This window comes from Methylobacterium sp. E-025 (genome assembly GCF_022829705.1).
Lineage (GTDB): Bacteria > Pseudomonadota > Alphaproteobacteria > Rhizobiales > Beijerinckiaceae > Methylobacterium.
The window spans coordinates 13,161-35,434 of sequence record NZ_JAKSYR010000078.1 but is presented as its reverse complement, the minus strand read 5'-3'; the positions used below and the strand labels follow the sequence as shown (position 1 = coordinate 35,434).

The following is a 22,274-nucleotide window of genomic DNA, read 5'->3' as shown; positions in this document are numbered from 1 at the left end:
CCATCCCGCGCAGGATGGTCTGGCCCGACTCCTGGTCGGTGGAGACGCGGAAGGACGGATCCTCCGCCGCGAGCTTGGCGAGCGCGATGCCGAGCTTCTCCTGATCGGCCTTCGACTTCGGCTCGACCGCGATCTCGATGACGGGCTCCGGGAACTCCATCTTCTCGAGGATCACGACCTTGACCGGGTCCGACAGCGTGTCGCCGGTGCGGGTGTCCTTGAGGCCAGCCAGCGCGACGATGTCGCCGGCGAAGGCTTCCTTGACGTCCTCGCGGTTGTTGGCGTGCATCAGAAGCATGCGGCCGACGCGCTCCTTCTTGTCGCGCGAGGAGTTGAGCACGTTGGCGCCCGACTCGATCTTGCCCGAGTACACGCGGCAGAAGGTGATCGTGCCGACGTGGGGATCGTCCATGATCTTGAAGGCGAGCATGGAGAAGGGATCGGTGTCCGTCGGGTGACGGACGATCTCTTCCTCGGTCTTGAAGTCGAGGCCCTTGATCTCGCCGCGGTCGGCGGGAGACGGCAGGTAATCGACGACCGCGTCGAGCAGGGGCTGAACGCCCTTGTTCTTGAACGCCGAGCCGCAGAGCACCGGGTGAAAGGCGCGCAGCTGCACGGCCCGGCGGACGAGCTTGCGAAGGGTCTCCTCGCTCGGCTCGACGCCGTCGAGGTAGGCGGTCATGGCTTCGTCGTCGAGCTCGACGCAGGCCTCGATCATCTTGGTGCGGTACTCGACCGCCTGATCCTTGAGGTCGGCCGGGATCTCTTCCTCGTCGTAGTTGGCGCCGAGCGCCTCACCCGACCAGACGATCGCCTTCATCTTGATCAGGTCGATCACGCCCTTGAAGGTGTTCTCGGCGCCGATCGGCAGCTGCAGGCAGACCGGCTTGCCGGCGACGCGGGTGATGATGTCGGCGACGCACTTGAAGAAGTCGGCGCCGATCTTGTCCATCTTGTTGACGAACACGACGCGCGGGACGTCGTACTTGTCGGCCTGGCGCCAGACGGTCTCGGTCTGGGGCTCGACGCCCTGGTTGCCGTCGAGCACACACACCGCGCCGTCGAGCACGCGGAGGGAGCGCTCCACCTCGATGGTGAAGTCGACGTGGCCGGGCGTGTCGATGATGTTAAGGCGCTTCTCGCGCCAGAAGCACGTCGTCGCGGCCGACGTGATCGTGATGCCGCGCTCCTGCTCCTGCTCCATCCAGTCCATGGTGGCGGCGCCCTCATGGACCTCGCCGATCTTATGAGACTTGCCGGTGTAGTAGAGGATCCGCTCGGTGGTCGTGGTCTTGCCGGCATCAATGTGGGCCATGATGCCGAAGTTGCGGTAGTCCTCGATCGCGTGGGTGCGGGGCATCGGGATCTCTCCGAAAGGGGCGTCGGGCCGCTTACCAGCGGTAGTGCGAGAAGGCGCGGTTGGCTTCCGCCATCCGGTGCGTGTCTTCCCGCTTCTTGACGGCGTTGCCGCGATTGTTCGCGGCATCGAGGAACTCGGCCGAGAGGCGCTCGACCATGGTGCGGTCGTTGCGACCGCGGGCGGCCTGGATCAGCCACCGGATCGCCAGCGCCTGGCGGCGCTCGGTGCGGACCTCGACGGGGACCTGGTAGGTCGCGCCGCCGACGCGCCGGGAGCGCACTTCGATCATCGGGGCGACGTTCTCGAGGGCCGCGCGGAACACCTCGATCGGGTTGGCGCGGGCGCGGTTCTCGACGATCTCGAAGGCGCCGTACACGATCCGCTCGGCGACGGACTTCTTGCCCTCGTACATGATCGAATTCATGAACTTGGTGAGGACGATATCCCCGTACTTCGGATCGGGGATGATCTCACGCTTCTCGGCGGAATGGCGACGGGACATTGCGGAACTTCCGAGGGATAAGGATCTAAGCACCTCGCGCAGGCCGCCTTGAGCCACTCTTGAGGAGCGCCGGCGACATCCTTACGAGGCAGTGGAATGCCGTGTCGGCCGCCCGGGCAAAACGTCCGGACGGGAAGATCTTACTTCGGGCGCTTGGCGCCGTACTTGGAGCGGCGCTGCTTGCGGTTCTTGACGCCCTGTGTGTCGAGCACGCCGCGGAGGATGTGGTAGCGCACGCCCGGAAGGTCCTTCACGCGGCCGCCGCGGATCATCACCACCGAGTGCTCCTGAAGGTTGTGGCCTTCACCCGGGATGTAGCCGATCACCTCGAAGCCGTTGGTGAGGCGGACCTTGGCGACCTTGCGGAGCGCAGAGTTCGGCTTCTTCGGGGTCGTCGTGTAGACGCGGGTGCAGACGCCGCGCTTCTGCGGGCAGGCGTTGAGCGCCGGCACCTTGTTGCGGCTCCGCTGGATCTTCCGCGGCTGCGCGATCAGCTGGTTGATCGTCGGCATCCTGTGCCCTCTTCCTCCGGATCGCGACGAAGCGCGATCCCGTGCGACGTAACGTGGCTCCCTGCGGAGCCGCCCACGAACCTCCCGAAGGAGATCCGCAAAACGAATATGCGCCAGGGGTCGGTGAGGACCCTTGGCGCGCTATCGGCAGAGGAGCACCCCTGTTAAGGCAGGCGCGCTCGTACCTACTGATCTGACGAGAACGTCAGGCGATGTGAGCCTTCGACGGTGGATCGGCGCGTCGTCGACGAGCGGATGAGCGTGATGCTCAGCCTCGTCAGCAGCCCCCGGGCCGTTCGAAGTGGCGCGCTTCTAGCCTCCATCGCCCGAGGGGTCAATGGTTTCCGGCCGATTATCTCGCATCCGACGAGAAGTTAAGGTTTTGTGCGGGACGGTTGCCCGAGGCGATCCGCCTCTGGGTCTCCGTGCCGGCTCACGCGCCCGGCGAGCATGCGAATGTCGTGGTCTGCGTACGGCAGGCCGCGGATCGTGTCGTCGGGCCCGTGCAGACCGGTGGCGGCGTTACCTTCGCGGCGGCTATTCCAGCCGGCGCTCGGGCCCGGGGCGACCAACTCCGCGCCCATCGGGACGCGTTTCCTGATCACGTCGACCTCCCATCGCCCGCGCGAGGCCGGAGCTTGCTCGTCGGGTGGGCGGCCTCGTTAGCGCGGCGCACCGTGCCGGATCGGGGCAGGTCGGGCACGGCCCGCTTCGACAGCGCTCACGGAAGATTAAAGCGATTCGTCGAATTGTCCGCTTCGTCGGGACGGCGCGATGCGCACCCGACCATGCGATGTGGCGACGGTCAGGGTGATGCGTATGGGTAGCGTTTCGAGTGCGGCCGAGAACGTCGTCCCCTTCCGGCGGATCGCCGCCGCGGGCCGGCCTCTGCCGTACGAGGGCGGCGTCCGCGAGGGCCAGGCCCGGCGCCGGTCCGAGCAGCGCGCGCTGATGGATGCGGTCTATGCCACGGGGACGCTCACGGTGGCGGCGGGCGACCGCGAGACCAAGCTGATCGCGTCCCGGCTGCAGGTCTACGGCTTCCTCACCGTCGAGGAGGTCGAGCCGGAAGGCTCGCTGCGCCGCCTGCGTCCCTCGGAGGCGATCCGCGCCCGGGCCGAGCGGCCGTGGCGCCTGTCGAAGCCGGCCTATGCCGGGCTCTCCGTGAGCATCCCGACGATCGACGACTTCCTGTTCGAGCCGGCCGGCTTTTCGGCGTGAGCCTTCGCGCCGTCTGAGCCGAGGCGTCGGCCCGTCCGGCATTCCCCATTCGGGGCTTCATAACGAAGAAGCGCGCCGCCCTCCCGGGCCGGCGCGCTTCTTCGTTTCGGTGTGCCGCTTCGGAGGGGCGGTGCGGACTACGCCTCGCCCTCGTCGAGCTCGTCCTCGGTCGGCTTGGCGTTCTCCAGGATCTTCTCGGCGACGAGTCCCGAATTCTGCCGGATCGACGTCTCGATCTTGCCCGCGATCTCGGGGTTGTCGCGCAGGAACCCCTTGGAGTTCTCGCGGCCCTGGCCGAGCCGCTGGCTGTTGTAGGAGAACCAGGCGCCGGACTTCTCGACGATGCCGGCCTTGACGCCGAGATCGATCAGCTCGCCGACCTTCGACACGCCCTCGCCGAACATGATGTCGAACTCGACCTGCTTGAACGGCGGCGCGACCTTGTTCTTCACGACCTTGACGCGGACCTGGTTGCCGATCGCCTCGTCGCGGTCCTTCAGGGTCGAGATGCGGCGGATGTCGAGACGGACCGATGCGTAGAACTTGAGCGCGTTGCCGCCCGTGGTCGTCTCCGGGCTGCCGTACATCACGCCGATCTTCATCCGTATCTGGTTGATGAAGATTACCATGCACTTCGAGCGCGAGATCGAGCCGGTGAGCTTGCGCAGCGCCTGGCTCATCAGGCGGGCCTGGAGGCCGGGCTGGCTGTCGCCCATCTCGCCCTCGATCTCGGCGCGCGGCGTCAGCGCCGCCACCGAATCGACCACCAGCACGTCGATCGCGCCGGAGCGCACCAGCGTATCGGTGATCTCGAGCGCCTGCTCGCCGGTGTCGGGCTGCGAGATCAGCAGGTCGTCGAGCTGGACGCCGAGCTTGCGCGCGTAGACCGGGTCGAGGGCGTGCTCGGCGTCGACGAAGGCGCAGACGCCGCCCTTCTTCTGGGCCTCGGCGATGGTGTGGAGCGCGAGCGTGGTCTTGCCCGACGATTCCGGCCCGTAGATCTCGATGACGCGGCCGCGCGGCAGGCCGCCGACGCCGAGCGCGATGTCGAGGCCGAGCGACCCGGTGGAGACGGTCTCGACCTCCGCCACCTTGTCGTTCTTGCCGAGCCGCATGATCGAGCCCTTGCCGAAGGCCCGCTCGATCTGGGACAGCGCGGCGTCGATCGCCTTCGCCTTGTCCTTGTCCACCATGCCGGGGGTTTCCACCACTTTCAGTGCGGCCTGAGCCATCGTGCGGCATCCTTATGCAGGGGTTGGGCGCGCATCTCAATGCGCTGGAACCTGCATTTGATGTACCCGTTTTGTTCTCATCGAGCAAGGGCGGAATCGGCTCGCCGAGGAGCCTTTTCCGCGCCTGCCCGCCGCCTCACGGCTCGGCCATCGTCGCCTTCACCGTCTCGACGAGCTGCTTCAGGCTGAAGGGCTTGGGCAGGAAGTTGAAGGTCTCGCCTTCCGGCAGGTTCTTGCGGAAGGCGTCCTCGGCATAGCCGGAGACGAAGATCACCTTGAGCTCCGGCAGGTGCTTGCGGATCTCGCGCAGCAGGGTCGGGCCGTCCATCTCCGGCATCACCACGTCCGAGACGACGAGGTCGATCTGGTGGCCGCCCTCGCGCACGATGTGCAGCGCGTCGATGCCGGAGGCGGCCTCGAGCACGGTGTAGCCGCGGGCCGACAGCGCGCGGCTGTTGACGGCGCGGACCGGATCCTCGTCCTCCACGAGCAGGATCACCCCCTGCCCGGTATGGTCGGCCGAGGGTTTTCGCGGGGGCGCCTTCGGGGCCGGCGGCGCGGGCGGATCGCCGACGAGGACGAAGCTTTCGCCCGGCGCCTGCGCTGCGGTGGCGGGAGCGGACGCGTCGGCCGTCGGGCTCGGCAGCGCCGGCGTCGGCGCCGGCTCGGGCAGCGCCGCCGGCTCGTGGCGCGGCAGGTAGATTCGGAAGTTCGTGCCCTCGCCCACGGTCGACTGCACGTCGATGGTGCCGCCCGACTGCTTGACGATGCCGAACACCGTCGAGAGGCCGAGGCCGGTCCCCTTGCCGATCTCCTTGGTGGTGAAGAACGGCTCGAAGATCTTCTCCATCAGGTCGGCCGGGATGCCCTCGCCGGTGTCGAGCACCTCGATCAGCACGTGGTCGCCGGCCGGCGCGCCGCCGCGCCCGTCGGGCTTCGCCGCGGCGCCCGGGTCGAGCACGTTGGCGGTGCGGATCAGCAGGCGGCCGCCGCCGGGCATCGCGTCGCGGGCGTTGACCGCGAGGTTCACGATCACCTGCTCGAACTGGTTCACGTCGGCCTTCACCGGCCAGATGTCGCGCCCGTGCTTGAGGTCGAGCCCGACCCGCTCGCCGAGCAGGCGCTTCAGCAGCAGCGTCAGCTCCGAGAGCGCCTCCCCGACGTTCATCACCTCCGGGCGCAGCGTCTGGCGGCGGGAGAACGCCAGGAGCTGGCGCACGAGGCCCGCCGCCCGGTTGGCGTTCTGCTTGATCTGCATGATGTCCTGGAAGGCCGGATCGGTCGGCTTGTGGCTCGCGAGCAGCAGGTCCGAGTAGCCGATGATCGCCTGGAGGACGTTGTTGAAGTCGTGCGCGATGCCGCCGGCGAGCTGGCCGACGGTGTCCATCTTCTGGGTCTGGGCGATCTGCTGCTCGAGCTGGCGCTGGGCCGTGGTGTCGAGGGCGTAGAGGATCAGCGGCTCGCGATCGGCCTCCTCCGGCTCCTGGCCCGGAGCGCCCTCCCCGCCGGCGGGGCTGAGCCAGACCCGCGCCGAGCGGTTGGCATTGCCCATCAGCATCACCTCGATCGGCTCGATCTCGGAGAGCCCGCTCGCCGCCTTGGCGAGCGCTGCATCGAGGGCCGGGCGGTCGCGCTCGACCACCGATTCGGCGACGTTCGGCTCCTCGGCGCCGGCGGCCGAATCGGCCACCGCGTGCCGCGGCAGGGTGCCGAACAGGCGCGCGAACGAGGCGTTCGCCCGCGCGATCCGGCCGGAGCGGTCCAGCGTCGCGATCGCGATCGGCGAGTTGTTGAGGAAGCGCGCGAGCCGCACCTCGGCGGCGCGCTGCGGCTCGTCGCTCTCAGCCCCGGCCGAGCGGTTGATGACGAAGGTCCGCGACGCGCCGGGCTTGCCGTCCTTGCCGAAGGCGACGCGGTGATACAGCCGCGCCGGCATCGGGTGGCCGTTGCGGCGGCGCAGGTCGAGGTCGAACCGGTCGGTGCGGACCTCGCCGGGGAGCCCGGCATTCTGGATCAGCGCGTCGGCGGCGGGCGCGATCTCGGAGAGGTGCGGGCCGCCGGGGCCGACGACCGCGAGGTCGTAGCCGAGCCAGGCGGCGAGCGTCGCGTTCATGTAGACGATCGCCCCGGTCGGATCGATCGAAAGGAAGCCGGCGGGCGCGTGGTCGAGGTAGTCGATCGCGTGCTGGAGCTCCTGGAAGACGTTCTCCTGGCGCTCGCGCTCGGCGGTGATGTCGCTGACCGTCCACAGCGAGGCGGCCCGTCCCGGCCGCGGCAGCGGGCGGACCTGGATGCGGTACCAGGCGAAGTCGCGCCCCCTGGCGCTCGCCGCCGGCGGCGGCGACATCCGCACCTCCTCGGCGTGGCTGCGCCCGTCGCGGGCGCCCTGGGACAGGCGGTAGATCGCCTCCGACACCTCCGGCGAGCCGACGAAGATCCGCTCGACCGGGCGCAGCGTCGAGAAGCTGTCGCCGCCCGCGACGTGGAGATAGGCCTCGTTGGCGTAGATCAGCCGGCCGCCCTCCTCGACCACGACGGTCGCCTCGGGGGCGGCGTCGACGATCGCCTTGGTGATGTCGTCGCGCCCGCCCTGCCCGCTGAGCTGGATCGCGCCGATCGCCATCGCGAACAGGAAGAACACGCCGGCCATGGCCAGCAGCGCCAGCAGCCAGATGATCAGCGACTGCGCCTGCTCGTTGGCCACGAACGACAGGCCGATCGCCGCCCCGACCAGCAGCCCGGCGAGGACGAGCAGCAATCCGACCCGCCCGGGCCGTTCCGACCGGTCGATCGAGCCCGAAACCGCGGGCGTGGGTCCACTCAGATCCGCCATCGGGCCTTGAATCCAGAAACGAAGGACCGGTTATGCCTTCACGCCGCCGATCGGCAAGGGCTGTCTTCCGGTCGGTCGCGGCGAAGCCTGACGGAGGAAGGTGGACAAACCGTGCGTACGGACCCGTCAGGCGGCCCGGCGGCGCAGGCGCATCACGAAGCCGATCACCTCGGCGACCGCCTTGTAGTGCTCGGCCGGGATCGCCTCGTCGATGTCTACGGTGGCGTGCAGCGCGCGGGCGAGCGGCGGGTTCTCCAGCACCGGCACGTCGTGCGCCTTGGCCAGCTCGCGGATGCGGAAGGCCAGGGAGTCGACGCCCTTGGCGACGCAGACCGGCGCGCCCATGCCGGCCTCGTAGCGCAGGGCCACCGCGTAGTGGGTCGGGTTGGTGATGATCACCGTGGCGGTCGGCACGGCGGCCATCATCCGCTTCTTCACCCGCTGCATCCGGATCTGCTTCATCCGGCCCTTCACCTCGGGGTTGCCGTCCGATTCCTTCATCTCCTGCTTCATCTCCTCCTTGGACATGCGCAGGCGCTGGCGCCAGCGGTAGCGCTGGTACAGGGCGTCGGCCATCGTGATCACGAGATGGATGGCGAGCACGCCGCCGAGCAGCTTGACGCTGATGCCGAGGATCGCGCTGAGGCAGGCCGCCGGATCGAGGCGGGCGAACACCTCGAGCCGGTCGCGGTCGCGCCACAGCACGGTGCCGACCACCACCCCGACGACCGCCATCTTGGCGAGCCCCTTGCCGAACTGGAACAGCGCCTCGAGCCCGAGGATGCGCTTGGCGCCGGCCATCGGCGAGATCCGCTCGAACTTCGGCCCGAGCGTCTCGGTGGTGAAGACCAGGGGGTGCTGCAGCAGGCCGGCGGCCAGCCCCGCCACCGCGACGAGCCCGACCGGGACCGCGAGCGCCTGGAACCAGATCGTCAGGGTGCGGCCGGCGATCCCCGCCATGGCGTGCGGGTCGTCGGGGACCGCGTGGGCGTTCATCAGGAAGCCGCGCATCTCGGCGAGCAGGCCGCGGGCGATGCCCGGCCCGGCGATCATCAGCGCCAGGGTGAAGGCGGCCAGGATCGCGAAGGTGTTGATCTCGGCGCTGGTCGCGACGTTGCCCTGCTCGATCGCCTGATCAAGCCGCCGCTGGGTCGGCTCCTCGGTCTTGTCTTCCTGCTCGGTCCCCTCGGCCATGGGTCAACGGCTCCCGACCTGGCCGGGGCCGCGGCGGCTGTGCGTCGTCGTGGTCACCGCCCGGCGAACTCGAGCAGGTAGCGGCCGAGGTCGTCCAGGAACACGGTCATCATCACGCCGAGCGAGCCGAACAGGATCAGCATGCCGATCAGCACCGAGGCCGGCACCGCGACGAAGAACACCTGCAGCTGCGGCATCAGCCGCGACAGCACCCCGAGGCCGAGGTTGAACAGGATGCCGAAGGCGATGAACGGCGAGGCGATCTGGACGCCGAGGGTGAACCCGCGGCCGACCGCCTTCAGCGCCAGCGTCGCCGCATCGCCGAAGGCCGGCACCGCCTGCGGCGGCAGCACCGCGTAGCTCCGCGAGATCGCGTCGAGCGCCACGTGGTGCAGGTCGGCCGCGAGGATCAGCGTGATGCCGAGCAGCGACAGGAAGTTGCCGAGCGCCGGCTGCTGGCCGCCCTGCGCCGGGTCGACGGTCATGGCGTAGGACAGGCCGAGCTGCTGCGAGACGATCAAGCCCGCGGTCTGGAGCGCGGCGAGGATCATCCGCACGGTCAGCCCGATCACCAGCCCGACCAGCGTCTCCGAGAACAGCAGGCCGATCAGCCGGGGCGCGCCGATCGCGTCGGGGCCCACCGCCAGCAGCGGCCTCACCATCGGGAACAGCAGCAGCGAGACCAGCAGGGCGAAGGACAGCCGGATGCGCGGCGAGACCGACTGCTCGCCGATGCCCGGCATCAGCATGATCAGCGTGCCGACGCGGGCGAAGGTCAGCAGGTAGGCCGCCGCGATCCCGGGCAGGAGCAGGTTCATGGCGCGTCATAGCAGCCGGCCGCCCGCCCCGTCTCACTGGCCGGCGGCGATGCGCGCGGCGATGCGGGTCATGTAGCCGGCGAGCGCGTCGCCCATGAACGGCAGCATCAGCAGGAGGGCGGCGAAGACCGAGACGATCTTGGGCACGTAGATCAGGGTCTGCTCCTGGATCTGCGTCAGCGCCTGGACCAGCGAGACCACGAGCCCGACGGCGAGCGCCACGAGCATCAGCGGCCCGGCGACCTTGAGGAAGACGAAGATGCCGTCGCGCGCGACGTCGAGGATGGCGAGGCCGGTCATGTGTCCGAGGTCCGATTGCTGACGAAATTCCAAGTCCCCGCGACGGGCGACCGGGTTCAGGCATCTCCGAAGCACCTCGAGACTCGGCCGCCGCCTTTCCCGGGCGCCTTCGGCGAACCCGGGATCCAGAGCCGCCGGCGGTGCCCGAGCTTACCGCCGCGGCGGCTTCCGGATCCCGGGCCCTGCTTCGCAGCCCCGGGATGACGGGGGCGTTGTCGTCGGGCGCCTTTCGGCACCGTCGGATGCGTGAATCCGGTGGCCTGCCGGGGGCGGGAGAAGACGCGCTAGATCTGCATCCGCATGATCTCCTCGTAGGCCGAGATCATCCGGTCGCGCACCGCCACCATGGTCTGCAGGGCGGTCTCGCTCTCGGCCACCGCCGTGACCACGTCGACGACGTTGGCCTTGCCGGCGGCCACCGCCAGGCCCTGCGCGTCGGCCTTGCGGCCGGCATCGCCGACGCCGTCGAGCGCCTGGCCGAGCAGCTGGGTGAAGTCGTTGCCCGCCCCTTGCGTCGGCTGGATCTTCGGCGGCCCCTTGAAGCTGCCGACGTTCTGGACGGCGGCGTAGGCGCCGGCCGCGAAGTTGCTGCTGGCCATGATCGTGTCCCGCCTTCGCCTACTTCAGGATTTCGAGGGTGCGGGAGATCATCCTGCGCGTGGTGGTGACCATGTTGAGGTTCGCCTCGTAGGAGCGCTGGGCCTCGCGCATGTCCATGTTCTCGATCAGGCCGTTGACGTTGGGCATCCGCACCTCGCCCTTCGCGTCGGCGGCCGGGTTGCCGGGATCGTACTTGGTCCGGAACGCGGTCATGTCGCGGCGGACGCGTCCCGCCTCCACGAGGTTGGCGCCGGTCTCGCGGTCGACATGGCTCTTGAAGGTCGGGATCTTGCGCCGGTACGGCTCGCCGGTCGGCGTCTGCGGCGCCGAATCCGCGTTGGCGATGTTCTCGGCGATGATCCGCATCCGGCCGGACTGGGCCTTCAGGCCGGCGGCGGCGATCGAGAGCGACTTCGTGAAATCCATGGCTCAAGCCTCCCCGATCATGTCTCGGCTCGCGATCACTTCTTGCCGATGGCGATCTTCAGGACATCGAGGCTCTTCTGGTACATCGACGCGGCGAGCTGGTAGTCCGACTGGTTGTCGCCGGACTTCATCATCTCGTCCTCGAGGTTGACGCCGTTGCCGCTCGGGCGGATCTCGAACTCGGTGACGCGGCGCGGATCGGCGCCGACGCCGGTGTCGCCCGAGGCGGCGATGTGCCCGACGCTGGTCAGCGTCATCGCGCTCCCGGTCGAGGCGGCGAGGCCGGTCGACCGGTCGAAGCTCGGCTGCGCCAGGTCGCGCGGGCGGAAGCCGGGCATGTCGGCGTTGGCGACGTTCTCGGCCAGGAGCTTCTGGCGCGCCTGATGCCACTGCATCTTGGTCCGGAGCATTCCCAGGAGCGGCATGTCGGTGACGGCCACGAGGGGGCTCCGGATTCGCGCGGCCCGGTCTCCGGCCGCCCGGCAAAATCTGCCGCCCGCTTGGTTAACGCCGGGTTAAGGTTTCCGCCTCCGGGCGCCGCAGCGAAGCTGTTAACGAAGACTTAACGATGATTGCCCGGCGGCGGGCCGGCCGTGATACTGACGGGGCGGTTTTGCGTAGGGCCCTCCCGGGCCCGTGAAGAACGAGAGTATCGTCCGTGCAATGGTTGCAGTCCGTGTTCGGGTCTGACGGCTCTCCGGTCGTGCAGTACGTCACCATCTTCGCCGTGATCTTCGCGGTGCTGACGGTGATCGTGCTGGTTGTGCGCCGGCTCGGCGGCGGCGGTCTCGCCGACGCGAAGCGCGGCGGTCAGCGCGGGCGCCAGCCGCGCCTCGGGATCGTCGACGTGTACGAGCTCGACCGGCAGCGCCAGCTGATCCTGCTGCGGCGCGACAACGTCGAGCATCTGCTGCTCGTCGGCGGCCCGAACGACGTGGTGATCGAGCGCCACATCCAGCGCGGGCAGCAGCGCGATCCGGCCCTGCGCCCCGAGGCGATGGCCGAGCCGCTCGCCGAGGCCGGGCTCGACCCCTTCCCGGGCCTCGAGACGCAGGCCCAGGCGGCGTTCCGACCCGACTTCGCCATGCCAATCGTGCTCGCGCCGACCGTGTCCGGCCCGGGCGGCGCGCTCGCTTCCGTCCCGCCCCTCGACGCGGCGATCCTCGACGAGGCCGAACCCCGCCCGGACCGCGCTCCTAAGCCGCTCACGCCCGACGCGCGCCCGTCCGAGGCGATCGTCACCGGGCCGCGGCCGGACGCGCCGGCGCGGCGCCCGATGCGCCGGACCGCGCCGCCGCTGATCAACCCGCGCCTCGACGTCGCCTCCGAGCGCCCGCGCTCCGAGCCGCCGCCCGAGGAGCCCGCCTTCGCGCCGGCCGCGATCCCGCCGATCCCTCCGTTGCCGCCGGCCGAGCGTCGCCCGGTCGATCCCGCCATCCTCTCGGACATGGCCCGCCAGCTCGAGGCCGCGCTCGCCCGGCCGGCCTCGGCCGTGACCCCGTCGCCGTCGCCGTCGCCGTCGCCGTCGCCGGCCTGGACGGCGCCCGCGCCCGCTCCGAGCCCGGCACCCGCTCCGGCGGCGCCGGCCGCGATCGATCCGATGGCCGCGGCCATGGCGGCGCCGGTCGATGCCCCGGCCGGCGAGCCCGCGGCCGTACAGTCCGCGGAGAAGCCCGCACCCGCACCGGTCCCCGAGCCCGAACCGTTCCTACCCGCTCCGCCGCCGGCCGAGCCGGTTCCTCCGCCGGCGCCGGCCGCACCGGTCGAGCCGCGGGTGCCCCCCAGGGTCGAGCCCGCGCCGCCTCCCCCGCCGAAGGTCGAGACCCCGCCGGCACCCGCTTCGGCGCCTCCGAAGCCCGCCGCCAACCCGTTCTCGGTGGAGGAGATCGAGGCCGAGTTCGCGCGCCTCCTCGGGCGGCCCCTCGACAAGCGGAATTGACCGGGCGCAGGAGCCCGGCCGGCCGACGGTCGCCGTTCACACGCCCTTGCGCAGCGTCTCCGGCATCGCGAGCACCGCGAGGAAGCTGATCACCGCCGTGACCGCCAGGTAGGCGCCGACCCAGGCGATCCCGCCCCAGTCGACCAGGCGCTGGGCCATGTAGGGGGCGCCGGAAGCCCCGACGATGCCGGCGAGGTTGTAGGTCACCGAGGCGCCGGTGTAGCGCACCCGGGTCGGGAACAGCTCCGGCAGCAGGGCGCCCATCGGCCCGAAGATCCAGCCCATCGTGAACAGGCTGAGGCAGAGGAAGGCGAGGACGACCGCGCCCGAGCCGGAGCCGAGCATCGGCCCGAGCAGCCCGCCGAGGCCGAACGCCACCACCATGCCGGCCATCAGCACCGGTCGGCGCCCGAAGCGGTCGGCGTTGGCGCCGGAGAGCGCGATGCCGAGCGCCATGAAGCAGACGGCGATGCACTCGAACAGCAGGAAGGCCGGCCGCGCGTAGCCGAGCGCCGCGGTGCCGTAGCCGAGGGCGAAGACGGTGGAGATGTAGAACACGGCGTAGACCGCCACCATCGCCAGGGTGCCGACGACGAGCGCGTGGCCGTGCCCGGTCACCATCGCGGCGAAGGGCACGCGCTCGGGCTTGGCCTGCGCGAGCGCCGCGTTGAAGGCCGGCGTCTCGCTTAGCTTGAGCCGCACGTAGAGGCCGACGCCGACCAGCGCGGCCGAGGCCAGGAACGGCAGCCGCCAGCCCCAGGACTGGAAGCTGTCCGCGCTCAGGGCGAAGCTGAGCGCCAGGAAGCTGACGTTGGCCAGGATGAAGCCGACCGGCGCGCCGAGCTGCGGGAAGATGCCGTACCAGGCGCGCCGGCCCGCCGGCGCGTTCTCGACCGCGAGCAAGGCCGCGCCGCCCCACTCGCCGCCGAAGCCGATTCCCTGGCCGCAGCGCAGCAGGCACAGCATCGCCGGCGCCCACCAGCCGGCGGTGGCGTAGGTCGGCAGGCAGCCGATCAGCACCGTCGAGACGCCCATGATCAGCAGCGAGGCGACCAGCGTCGCCTTGCGCCCGACCCGGTCGCCGAAATGCCCGAACAGGGCCGCGCCCACCGGCCGCGCCAGGAAGGCGATCGCGAAGGTCGCGAAGGCGCTGAGCTGCTGCACGCCGGGCTCGCCGGGCGGGAAGAAGACCGGGCCGATCACCAGCGCGGTCGCGGTGGCGTAGATGTAGAAATCGAAGAACTCGATCGCCGTGCCGACGAAGCTCGCGGCGAGGACCCGGCGGGCCGACAGGGGGGACGGCGTGGTCTGGAGCATGATCGTTCGCGGTCGCGAGTGTTGACGTGCGCCCCGGTTAGTCGAGCGCGCCGCGTTTGCACAGCATCCCGCCCGCCGAAGCCGCGGCGTTTCGCGAAACGACGCACGATTACGTCACGATCCGTAATCCCGACGCCGGCGCGCGTTTTTTGTGCGCTGCGAAGGGATGTCCCGGGGCGAAAAGCTCAATGCGACGGCAGGTTTGCGCCGAGCCTCGGCCAGTCTTCACTTGCGCTAGCCTGGCACGAAACCTGCTGAGCTGCACCGTCCGTCAATGGAGACGGCACCGCCTCCGCCAGCAACGCCGCTGATGCGATCCGCTCCGCCCCGAAGATCCTTCCGGGCAGCGGGGCGCGTTCGTGCGCGGATCGGCGGGCGCCGGCGTAGTTTTCAAGGTCAGGATCCTGCCGCAGATGCGTAACGACGAGCCGAAATCCACCCTCGACCGGTCCCCCCTCGCCGAAGCGTCCGGCACCGGCACCCGCCGCGGCCTGCTCAAGGGCGCGGCCGGCGCCCTATCGCTCGCCGCCGCCGTGCGCCTCGCCCTGCCGGGGGGCGCCTTCGCGCAGGGCGCGGGCCCCGAGGTCAAGGGGGCCAAGCTCGGCTTCATCGCGCTGACCGACGCCGCCCCGCTCTTCGTCGCCAAGGAGAAGGGCATCTTCGCCAAGTACGGCCTGCCCGACGTCGAGGTGATGAAGCAGGCGTCGTGGGGCACCACCCGCGACAATCTCGTGCTCGGCTCCGAGGGCAACGGCATCGACGGCGCCCACATCCTGACGCCGATGCCCTACCTGATCACGGCCGGCCGGGTGACGCAGAACAACCAGCCGACGCCGATGTACATCATGGCCCGGCTCAACCTGAACGGGCAGTGCATCTCCGTCGGCAAGGAGTACATGCCCGACAAGGTCGCCCTCGACGCCAAGCCCTTCAAGGCGGCCCTGGAGCGGAAGAAGGCCTCGGGCAAGCCGGTCAAGGCGGCGATGACCTTCCCGGGCGGCACCCACGACCTCTGGATCCGCTACTGGCTCGCCGCCGGCGGCATCGACCCCGACAAGGACATCGAGACCATCGTCGTGCCGCCGCCCCAGATGGTGGCGAACATGAAGGTCGGCACGATGGACTGCTTCTGCGTCTGCGAGCCGTGGAACGCGCAGCTCATCACGCAAGGGATCGGCTACACCGCGCTCACCACCGGCGAGTTGTGGAAGGACCATCCGGAGAAGGCCTTCGCCATGCGCGCGGCCTGGGTCGACAAGCACCCGATCGCCGCCAAGGCGCTCCTGATGGCGGTGCTGGAAGCCCAGCAATGGTGCGACAAGCCCGAGAACCGGGACGAGCTCGCCGGCATCGTCGCCAAGCGCCAGTGGATCAACATCGCGGTCACCGACGTGATCGACCGGATGAAGGGCAAGTTCGATTACGGCGACGGCCGCGTCGTCGAGAACAGCCCCCACACCATGAAGTTCTGGGCCGACAACGCCTCGTACCCGTACCAGTCGCACGATTCCTGGTTCCTCACCGAGGACATCCGCTGGGGCAAGTTCGACGCGCAGACCGACACCAAGGCGCTGATCGCCAAGGTGAACCGCGAGGACCTCTGGCGCGACGCGGCCAAGACGCTCGGCGTCTCCGCGATCCCGACCAGCACGTCCCGCGGCAAGGAGACGATGTTCGACGGGAAGGTCTTCGATCCCGAGAACCCCGCCGCCTACCTCGCCAGCCTCGGCATCAAGAAGGTCTCGTGATGGCCGCCACCTCGACGATCGCCGACAAGACCGCCCTCGGCACCGCCGCCCGCGATGCCGCCGCCGTGAAGAGCCGCACGCCCTTCCTCACCGCCAAGCGGGCGAAGGGCCTGGCCGCCAACCTGATCCCGCCGCTCGTGGTGCTCGCGGCCTTCCTGTTGTTCTGGGAGGTCGCGTGCTCGCGGCCCACCGCCGGCCTGCCGCCGCCCTCGCGGGTGGTGACGGAGGCCTGGGACATCATCGCCCACCCGTTCTACGACAACGGCGGCACCGACAAGGGCCTGTTCTGGCACATCTCGGCCAGCCTCCAGCGCGTCGCCTTCGGCTTCGCGCTGGCGGCGATCGTCGGAATCCTGACCGGCACGCTGGTCGGCCAGTCCGACTGGGCGATGCGCGGCCTCGACCCGATCTTCCAGGTGCTGCGCACGATCCCGCCGCTGGCCTGGCTGCCGCTGTCGCTCGCCGCCTTCCGCGACGGGCAGCCCAGCGCGATCTTCGTGATCTTCATCACCTCGATCTGGCCGATCATCATCAACACCGCGGTCGGCATCCGCAACATCCCGCAGGATTACCGCAACGTCGCCGCGGTGATCCGCCTGAACCCGATCGAGTTCTTCATGAAGGTCATGCTGCCGGCGGCGGCCCCGTACATCTTCACCGGGCTTCGCATCGGCGTCGGGCTGTCCTGGCTCGCCATCGTCGCCGCCGAGATGCTGATCGGCGGCGTCGGCATCGGCTTCTTCATCTGGGACGCCTGGAACTCCTCGCACATCAGCGAGATCATCGTGGCGCTGGTCTATGTCGGCGTCATCGGCTTCGTCCTCGACCGGCTGGTGGCGGCGGTCGGCCAGGTCGTCACCCGCGGCACCAGCGCAGCTTGAGGACCGGGACCATGGCCAACCCATCCCATCTCGACCTCTCGCAGGTCGGCATCAGCTTCACCCGCGGCGGCACCACCACCGAGGTGCTGCGCGACGTGAACCTCAAGGTCGCCAAGGGCGAGTTCGTCTCGATCATCGGCCATTCCGGCTGCGGCAAGTCGACGGTGCTCAACATCGTCGCCGGGCTTCTGAAGAGCTCGACCGGCGTCACCCTGCTCGACGGCAAGGAGGTGTCGTCGCCCGGGCCCGAGCGGGCGGTGGTGTTCCAGAACCATTCGCTGCTGCCCTGGCTCACGGTGCGCGAGAACGTGGCGCTCGCCGTCGACAAGGTGCTCGCCAGGACGAAGTCGAAGGCGGAGCGCAAGGCCTGGATCGAGCACAACCTCGCCCTGGTGAACATGGTGCACGCCGCCGACAAGCGGCCGTCCGAGATCTCCGGCGGCATGAAGCAGCGCGTCGGCATCGCCCGGGCGCTCGCCATGGAGCCGACGGTGCTGCTGATGGACGAGCCGTTCGGCGCCCTCGACGCGCTGACCCGCGCCCATCTCCAGGATCAGCTCATGGAGATCCAGGTGCGCCTGCGGAACACGGTGATCATGATCACCCACGACGTGGACGAGGCGGTGCTCCTGTCCGACCGCATCGTGATGATGACCAACGGCCCGTCGGCCACCATCGGCGAGGTGCTGACCGTGCCGATGCCGCGCCCGCGCCGGCGCCTCGAGCTGGTCGAGGACAAGGACTACGTCCATTGCCGCGCGGAGGTGCTGGAATTCCTCTACGCGCGCCACGCCAAGCCGGCTTTGGCCGCCTGAGCGAACGCCGGGCGCGCGCCGGCGCATCCATTGCCAGGGCCGCAAAAAGAAAGGCCGGCGCCCCTCGCGGGAGCGCCGGCCTCGTCGTTCGACCTCGGATCAGCGGCTCTTCTTGTAGAGCTTGCTCGCGATCTCGAAGATCTCCTCGGGCGCGTAGTCGGGGGCGAAGGCACCGTAATTGCCGTCGAGCTCCGGGATCTTGCCGCCCTCGGGGTGGCCGTCGACGATCTCGAGCTGGCCGGGCGGATCACCCGGCAGCGCGACCTCGTCGTTCGACCAGACGCCGGCGGCTTCCACGTAGTCGTTCGGGCTGAAGGTGTAGAGGCGGCGGTGGCTCCCCTCCTGCAGGTACTTCTGGCACTCGGGGATCTTGTCGAGGACGATGTTGGGCGTCGGCAGCATCTTCTCGATCTCGACGCCGGTGAGCTTCTTCAAGGCCAGCGCGTAGGCGTGGGCGTGGACCGAGCCGCGCACCAGCAGGTAGCCGCAGACCTCGCGACCGGTCGGGTCCGTCAGGGTCTCGTAGACGCGCAGCTTGTGCAGGCGGGCGCCGCATTCCAAGTGGAAGTTGTGAAGCAGGTCGATGATCAGGTTACCGGTCGTCGTCACCATGTCCATGTTCCAGGACGCGGCGTTCGAGTTCATCGGCATCGCGCCGCCGCCGTTCGACAGGAAGCTGCCGGCGAGCCGGATGTCCTTCATGTCCTCGAAGGGCGCCTTGGAGATGTCGACGTCCTTGGTGTCGTCGCCGGGGCCGTTGTTCAGCATCGAGACGCCGGTCGAGACCAGCTCGACGTGGCCGAGCTCCTCGGCGAAGATGCTGGAGACCAGGCTGTAGAACGGACGCAGCTTGGACTTGTTGCGGAAATTGAAGCTCTGGAACATGTAGTTCCCGAGGGTGGACATCTCGCCGTACTTGCCGCCGAGCAGCTCCTGCAGGGCCGCAGCGGCGTTCGGATCGGGTCGCTTCGGCTGCGGAAGCTCGGCCTGCAGCTTGTCGATGCGCATGAACATGGGTTGGGATCCTTATCGCCGGAGCGCCGGGACGTGTTGGTGCTACCGCCGAGCGGCGCCCTTGTTCCTGGCGACGGACCGATAGCCGCGCATCGCAACCGCGCGACGGCGAGCCCGGCCCGCGCCGGCGTCCGGACTTTCGGCGGCGTCCGGATCTGCATCCACGGATTGCATAGCGTGGCGGATGCGGTCGCGCGGACGGGCACGGCGCGCCGCCATCCTGCTCGCGGATCGCCGTCTCGCAGACCGGGCCGGACCCGTCGGCGTCACGGCGGCCGAGCCTCCAGCCGCATCGTGCCATCGACGCGGGCGGGAGGCCGGCGCGGGGCCGGCTAAGCGCCGAGCGCGCCGTCGAGGTCCTCGATCAGGTCGGCCGGATCCTCGAGGCCGATCGAGAGGCGGACCACCTCCGGCCCGGCGCCGGCCGCGGTCTTCTGCGCGTCGGTGAGCTGGCGGTGGGTGGTCGAGGCCGGGTGGATCACCAGCGAGCGCGTGTCCCCGATGTTCGCCACGTGAGAGAACAGCTGCAGGTTGCCGACGAGCTTCACGCCGGCATCGTAGCCGTCCTTGAGGCCGATGGTGAAGACCGAGCCGAAGCCGTTCGGCGTGTAGCGCTTGGCGAGCTGATGGTAGCGGTCGGTCTCGAGCCCCGGATAGCTCACCCACGACACCGCCGGGTGGCCCGCCAGGTGCGTCGCGACGGCCATGGCGTTGTCGCAGTGGCGCTGCATCCGCAGCGGCAGGGTCTCGATGCCGTTGAGGATCAGGAAGGCGTTGAACGGCGACAGCGCCGGCCCGAGGTCGCGCAGGCCGAGCACCCGGATGGCGATGGCGAAGCCGAAATTGCCGAAGGTCTCGGCCAGCACCATGCCGGCATATTCCGGGCGCGGCTGGCTCATCATCGGGTAGCGCGCGTCGCCGGCCCAGGGGAAGGTGCCGCCGTCGACCACGAGACCGCCGATCGAGTTGCCGTGGCCGCCCAGGAACTTCGTCGCCGAGTGCACGACGATGTCGGCGCCGTGCTCGAACGGGCGGATCAGGTACGGCGTCGCCATGGTGTTGTCGACGATGAGCGGGATGTTGTGGCGCTTGGCGATCTCCGACAGGGCGGCGATGTCGGTGATGACGCCGCCCGGGTTGGCGATGGATTCGCAGAAGATCGCCTTGGTGCGCGGCGTGATCGCCCGCTCGAACGAGGACGGGTCGTCGGTGTCGGCCCAGACCACGCTCCAGCCGAAGTTCTTGTAGCTGTGGTTGAACTGGTTGATCGAGCCGCCGTAGAGCTTGTTGGCCGCGATGAACTCGTCGCCCGGCTGCATCAGCGCGTGCATCGTCAGGAACTCGGCCGCGTGGCCGGACGACACCGCGACCGCCGCGGTGCCGCCTTCGAGGGCGGCGATGCGCTCCTCCAGCACGGCGTTGGTCGGGTTGGTGATGCGCGAGTAGATGTTGCCGAAGGCCTGCAGCCCGAACAGCGAGGCGGCGTGGTCGACGTCGTCGAACACGAAGCTCGTGGTCTGGTAGATCGGCGTCGCCCGTGCGCCCGTGGCCGCATCGGGGCTCGCGCCCGCGTGGATCGCGAGGGTGTTGAAGCCGGGCAGCCGGTCGGTCGTCATGGGTCTCTCCTCGGCCGGGTCGTTCGGGCACGATCACGTTCGCGCCAGCGCTGGCACGCGGTTTACGCTTCCCCGCCGCGGCGGTGCAAGGCGCCGGCCCCCGTCACGGCACGGCTCGGCCGCCTGTGATGGGGAGGCGCAGCCGCCGGATGCGGGAAGGCGCGCCCGTCCGGGCCGAAGCGCCGCAGCCCTCCGATCCGAGACCGCGCGGTCTCCGACCCTAAAAAAGACCCGATGCTCGTGCTGTCCGGGCACCTTCCCTCGTCGCCCCGCACGGATCGATCCGCTCTATGCTGAAAACCGCCTTCGTTGCCGCGCGCGACCGTCAGCGGCTGTCGGAGATCGCCTCGATCCTGATCGGCTTCGGCGTCAACAAGGTCGTGGACCGGCTCGGGCTGCGCTACATCCCGATCCTTCCGCGCCGCAAGCCGAAGATCGACGTCACCCGCCTGTCGGAGCCCGAGCGCCTGCGCCGCGCGATCGAGGCCCTGGGGCCGACCTTCATCAAGTTCGGCCAGGTGCTCGCCAGCCGTCCCGACCTGCTCTCGCCGATGTGGACCGAGGAGCTGGCCAAGCTCCACAGCCAGGTCTCGCCGGTCTCCTGGGAGACGATCCGCCCGCAGCTGGAGGCCGACCTCGGGGCGCCGCCGCAGGAGATCTTCGCCGAGTTCGACACCAACGCGATCGCCTCGGCCTCGATCGCCCAGGTCTACCGGGCCAAGCTGCATTCGGGCGAGGACGTCATCGTCAAGGTGCTGCGCCCGGGCCTGCGCAAGATCATCGACGCGGACCTGCGCCTGATGGCGCACGGCGCCCGCATCGTCGAGACCGAATGGCCGGACATGGCCCGCTACCAACCGGGCGAGCAGATGCGCCACCTCGCCGCCGGCCTGAACGGCGAGCTCGACCTGATGAACGAGGCGCGCAACTGCGAGTTGCTCGCTTCGCTGTTCTCCGACCGCGACGACATCGTATTCCCGAAGATCCACTGGGAGTGGTGCTGCGAGCGGGTGCTGGTGCAGGAATTCATCCACGGCATTCCCCCGAACGACGAGGCGCGGCTCGCCGCCGCCGGCGTCGACAAGAAGCTGCTCGCCCAGAAGGGGACCGACGCCTTCCTGAAGATGGCTCTGATCGAGGGCGTGTTCCACGCCGATCCGCACCCGGGCAACATGCTGGCGATGTCGGGTAACCGGATCGGATTCATCGATTTCGGCATCATCGGGCGCCTGTCGCAGAAGCGGCGCAACCAGCTGCTCGTGCTGATCGGCGCGATGCTGAAGCAGGACGCCGACGGGCTGATGGCGGTGCTGCTCGACTGGACCGGCTCGAGCAGCCCGGACCTGACCCGGCTGGAAGGTTCGGCGCAGGCCTTCGTCGAGAGCCATTCCTCGATCCCGCTCAACCTCGGGTTGGTGCTCACCGACTTCATGACCATGGCGCGCGAGAACGACCTCGCGATGCCGACCGACCTTGCGATCCTGTTCAAGGGCCTCGTCACCGCCGACGGCGTGATGCGCCACCTCGATCCGAACTTCGACCTGTTCGCCGCCGCCGGCCCGACGGTGCGGGCGAGCATGCAGACGCAGTTCTCGCTGACCGGGCTGAAATCCAAGGCCGAGGCGCTGGGCGTCGGCCTCTACGGCGCCGCCTCGGAGCTGCCGACGCTGATCCACCTGATGCTGGTGCGTCTGAAGCAGGGCCGGGTCACCGTCGAGATCGAGGTGAAGGGCCTCGACAAGGTCACCCGCGGCATCGAGCGGGCGGCGGCCCGCGTCGCGGTGGCGCTGGTAGTCGCCGCCTTCGCCACCCAGCTCGCGCCGCGCCTGATCGACCTCGGGACGCCGGTCTTCGTCACGATCGGCCTGGTCGTGTTCACCCTCGGCGTCGGCTGGCTCGTGCTGCTTGGACGGAAGAAGTGACGTCCTGCGCGACGGCCTAGACTT

The 22,274-nt window shown here is 69.6% G+C and carries 20 protein-coding genes; 6 read left to right on the top strand and 14 right to left on the bottom strand.

The window, feature by feature from the left end:
* From fusA to rpsL, 3 genes are all read right to left on the bottom strand, one after another.
* Positions 1-1,360, bottom strand: a 1,360-nt coding sequence (gene fusA / locus MKK64_RS08945) for an elongation factor G (protein ID WP_243933727.1), incomplete at its 3' end; no start/stop codon positions are given.
* Positions 1,361-1,391: 31 nt separating this feature from the next.
* On the bottom strand, positions 1,392-1,862 hold the full coding sequence (gene rpsG, locus MKK64_RS08940; protein ID WP_147728202.1) for a 30S ribosomal protein S7: 471 nt from the start codon (positions 1,860-1,862) through the stop codon (positions 1,392-1,394).
* 140 nt (positions 1,863-2,002) lie between these two features.
* Positions 2,003-2,374: a 30S ribosomal protein S12 gene (gene rpsL / locus MKK64_RS08935; RefSeq protein WP_066927123.1), complete on the bottom strand. Its 372-nt coding sequence runs from the start codon at positions 2,372-2,374 to the stop codon at positions 2,003-2,005.
* A gap of 819 nt (positions 2,375-3,193) precedes the next feature.
* On the opposite strand from rpsL, the gene MKK64_RS08930 reads away from it, so the two are divergent.
* Positions 3,194-3,595 carry a hypothetical protein gene (locus MKK64_RS08930; RefSeq protein ID WP_147843170.1) on the top strand — a complete coding sequence of 134 codons (402 nt, stop codon included), beginning with the start codon at positions 3,194-3,196 and terminating at the stop codon, positions 3,593-3,595.
* Positions 3,596-3,732: 137 nt separating this feature from the next.
* On the opposite strand, the gene recA is transcribed toward MKK64_RS08930, so the two are convergent.
* The 8 genes from recA to flgB form a co-directional block, all read right to left on the bottom strand.
* Positions 3,733-4,827 carry a recombinase RecA gene (gene recA, locus MKK64_RS08925; RefSeq protein ID WP_147728204.1) on the bottom strand — a complete coding sequence of 365 codons (1,095 nt, stop codon included), beginning with the start codon at positions 4,825-4,827 and terminating at the stop codon, positions 3,733-3,735.
* A 136-nt stretch (positions 4,828-4,963) separates the two neighbouring features.
* On the bottom strand, positions 4,964-7,660 hold the full coding sequence (gene cckA / locus MKK64_RS08920) for a cell cycle histidine kinase CckA (protein ID WP_243933714.1): 2,697 nt from the start codon (positions 7,658-7,660) through the stop codon (positions 4,964-4,966).
* Positions 7,661-7,786: 126 nt separating this feature from the next.
* Entirely contained in the window at positions 7,787-8,854 is a 1,068-nt protein-coding gene (flhB, locus tag MKK64_RS08915; RefSeq protein ID WP_147728149.1) for a flagellar biosynthesis protein FlhB, read from the bottom strand.
* A 53-nt stretch (positions 8,855-8,907) separates the two neighbouring features.
* Positions 8,908-9,672 carry a flagellar biosynthetic protein FliR gene (gene fliR, locus MKK64_RS08910; protein WP_147728150.1) on the bottom strand — a complete coding sequence of 255 codons (765 nt, stop codon included), beginning with the start codon at positions 9,670-9,672 and terminating at the stop codon, positions 8,908-8,910.
* Positions 9,673-9,705: 33 nt separating this feature from the next.
* Positions 9,706-9,972, bottom strand: a complete 267-nt coding sequence (fliQ, locus tag MKK64_RS08905) for a flagellar biosynthesis protein FliQ (protein ID WP_147728151.1) — start codon at positions 9,970-9,972, stop codon at positions 9,706-9,708.
* 284 nt (positions 9,973-10,256) lie between these two features.
* A complete protein-coding gene (fliE, locus tag MKK64_RS08900; RefSeq protein ID WP_147728152.1) occupies positions 10,257-10,571 on the bottom strand; it encodes a flagellar hook-basal body complex protein FliE in 315 nt (104 codons plus the stop codon).
* 19 nt (positions 10,572-10,590) lie between these two features.
* Entirely contained in the window at positions 10,591-10,998 is a 408-nt protein-coding gene (gene flgC, locus MKK64_RS08895; RefSeq protein WP_147728153.1) for a flagellar basal body rod protein FlgC, read from the bottom strand.
* Positions 10,999-11,033: 35 nt separating this feature from the next.
* A complete protein-coding gene (flgB, locus tag MKK64_RS08890) occupies positions 11,034-11,438 on the bottom strand; it encodes a flagellar basal body rod protein FlgB (RefSeq protein ID WP_147728154.1) in 405 nt (134 codons plus the stop codon).
* A gap of 218 nt (positions 11,439-11,656) precedes the next feature.
* On the opposite strand from flgB, the gene MKK64_RS08885 reads away from it, so the two are divergent.
* Positions 11,657-12,937, top strand: coding sequence for a flagellar biosynthetic protein FliO (locus tag MKK64_RS08885; protein ID WP_313898899.1), 1,281 nt, complete (start codon positions 11,657-11,659; stop codon positions 12,935-12,937).
* Positions 12,938-12,973: 36 nt separating this feature from the next.
* On the opposite strand, the gene MKK64_RS08880 is transcribed toward MKK64_RS08885, so the two are convergent.
* Positions 12,974-14,254, bottom strand: coding sequence for an MFS transporter (locus tag MKK64_RS08880; RefSeq protein ID WP_243933703.1), 1,281 nt, complete (start codon positions 14,252-14,254; stop codon positions 12,974-12,976).
* A gap of 413 nt (positions 14,255-14,667) precedes the next feature.
* Between MKK64_RS08880 and MKK64_RS08875 the strand changes: the two genes are divergently transcribed.
* The 3 genes from MKK64_RS08875 to MKK64_RS08865 are packed head-to-tail and all read left to right on the top strand — an operon-like array spanning position 14,668 to position 17,698.
* The gene (locus MKK64_RS08875; protein WP_243933701.1) at positions 14,668-16,002 is read left to right on the top strand and encodes a CmpA/NrtA family ABC transporter substrate-binding protein; all 1,335 of its coding nucleotides are present in this window, start codon (positions 14,668-14,670) and stop codon (positions 16,000-16,002) included.
* Positions 16,002-16,883 (top strand): nitrate ABC transporter permease, encoded by an 882-nt coding sequence (gene ntrB / locus MKK64_RS08870; protein ID WP_147728868.1) that lies wholly within the window; start codon positions 16,002-16,004, stop codon positions 16,881-16,883. Before MKK64_RS08875 ends, ntrB begins: the two co-directional genes overlap by 1 nt.
* Positions 16,884-16,894: 11 nt before the next feature.
* Positions 16,895-17,698, top strand: coding sequence for an ABC transporter ATP-binding protein (locus MKK64_RS08865; protein ID WP_243933699.1), 804 nt, complete (start codon positions 16,895-16,897; stop codon positions 17,696-17,698).
* A gap of 99 nt (positions 17,699-17,797) precedes the next feature.
* On the opposite strand, the gene MKK64_RS08860 is transcribed toward MKK64_RS08865, so the two are convergent.
* Both MKK64_RS08860 and MKK64_RS08855 read right to left on the bottom strand, forming a co-directional pair.
* Positions 17,798-18,712 carry a manganese catalase family protein gene (locus tag MKK64_RS08860; RefSeq protein WP_243933697.1) on the bottom strand — a complete coding sequence of 305 codons (915 nt, stop codon included), beginning with the start codon at positions 18,710-18,712 and terminating at the stop codon, positions 17,798-17,800.
* 332 nt (positions 18,713-19,044) lie between these two features.
* Positions 19,045-20,328, bottom strand: coding sequence for an O-acetylhomoserine aminocarboxypropyltransferase (locus MKK64_RS08855; protein WP_147842567.1), 1,284 nt, complete (start codon positions 20,326-20,328; stop codon positions 19,045-19,047).
* Between the two features lie 290 nt (positions 20,329-20,618).
* Between MKK64_RS08855 and MKK64_RS08850 the strand changes: the two genes are divergently transcribed.
* Positions 20,619-22,250 (top strand): ABC1 kinase family protein, encoded by a 1,632-nt coding sequence (locus tag MKK64_RS08850; RefSeq protein WP_243933695.1) that lies wholly within the window; start codon positions 20,619-20,621, stop codon positions 22,248-22,250.
* Positions 22,251-22,274: the final 24 nt, after the last annotated feature.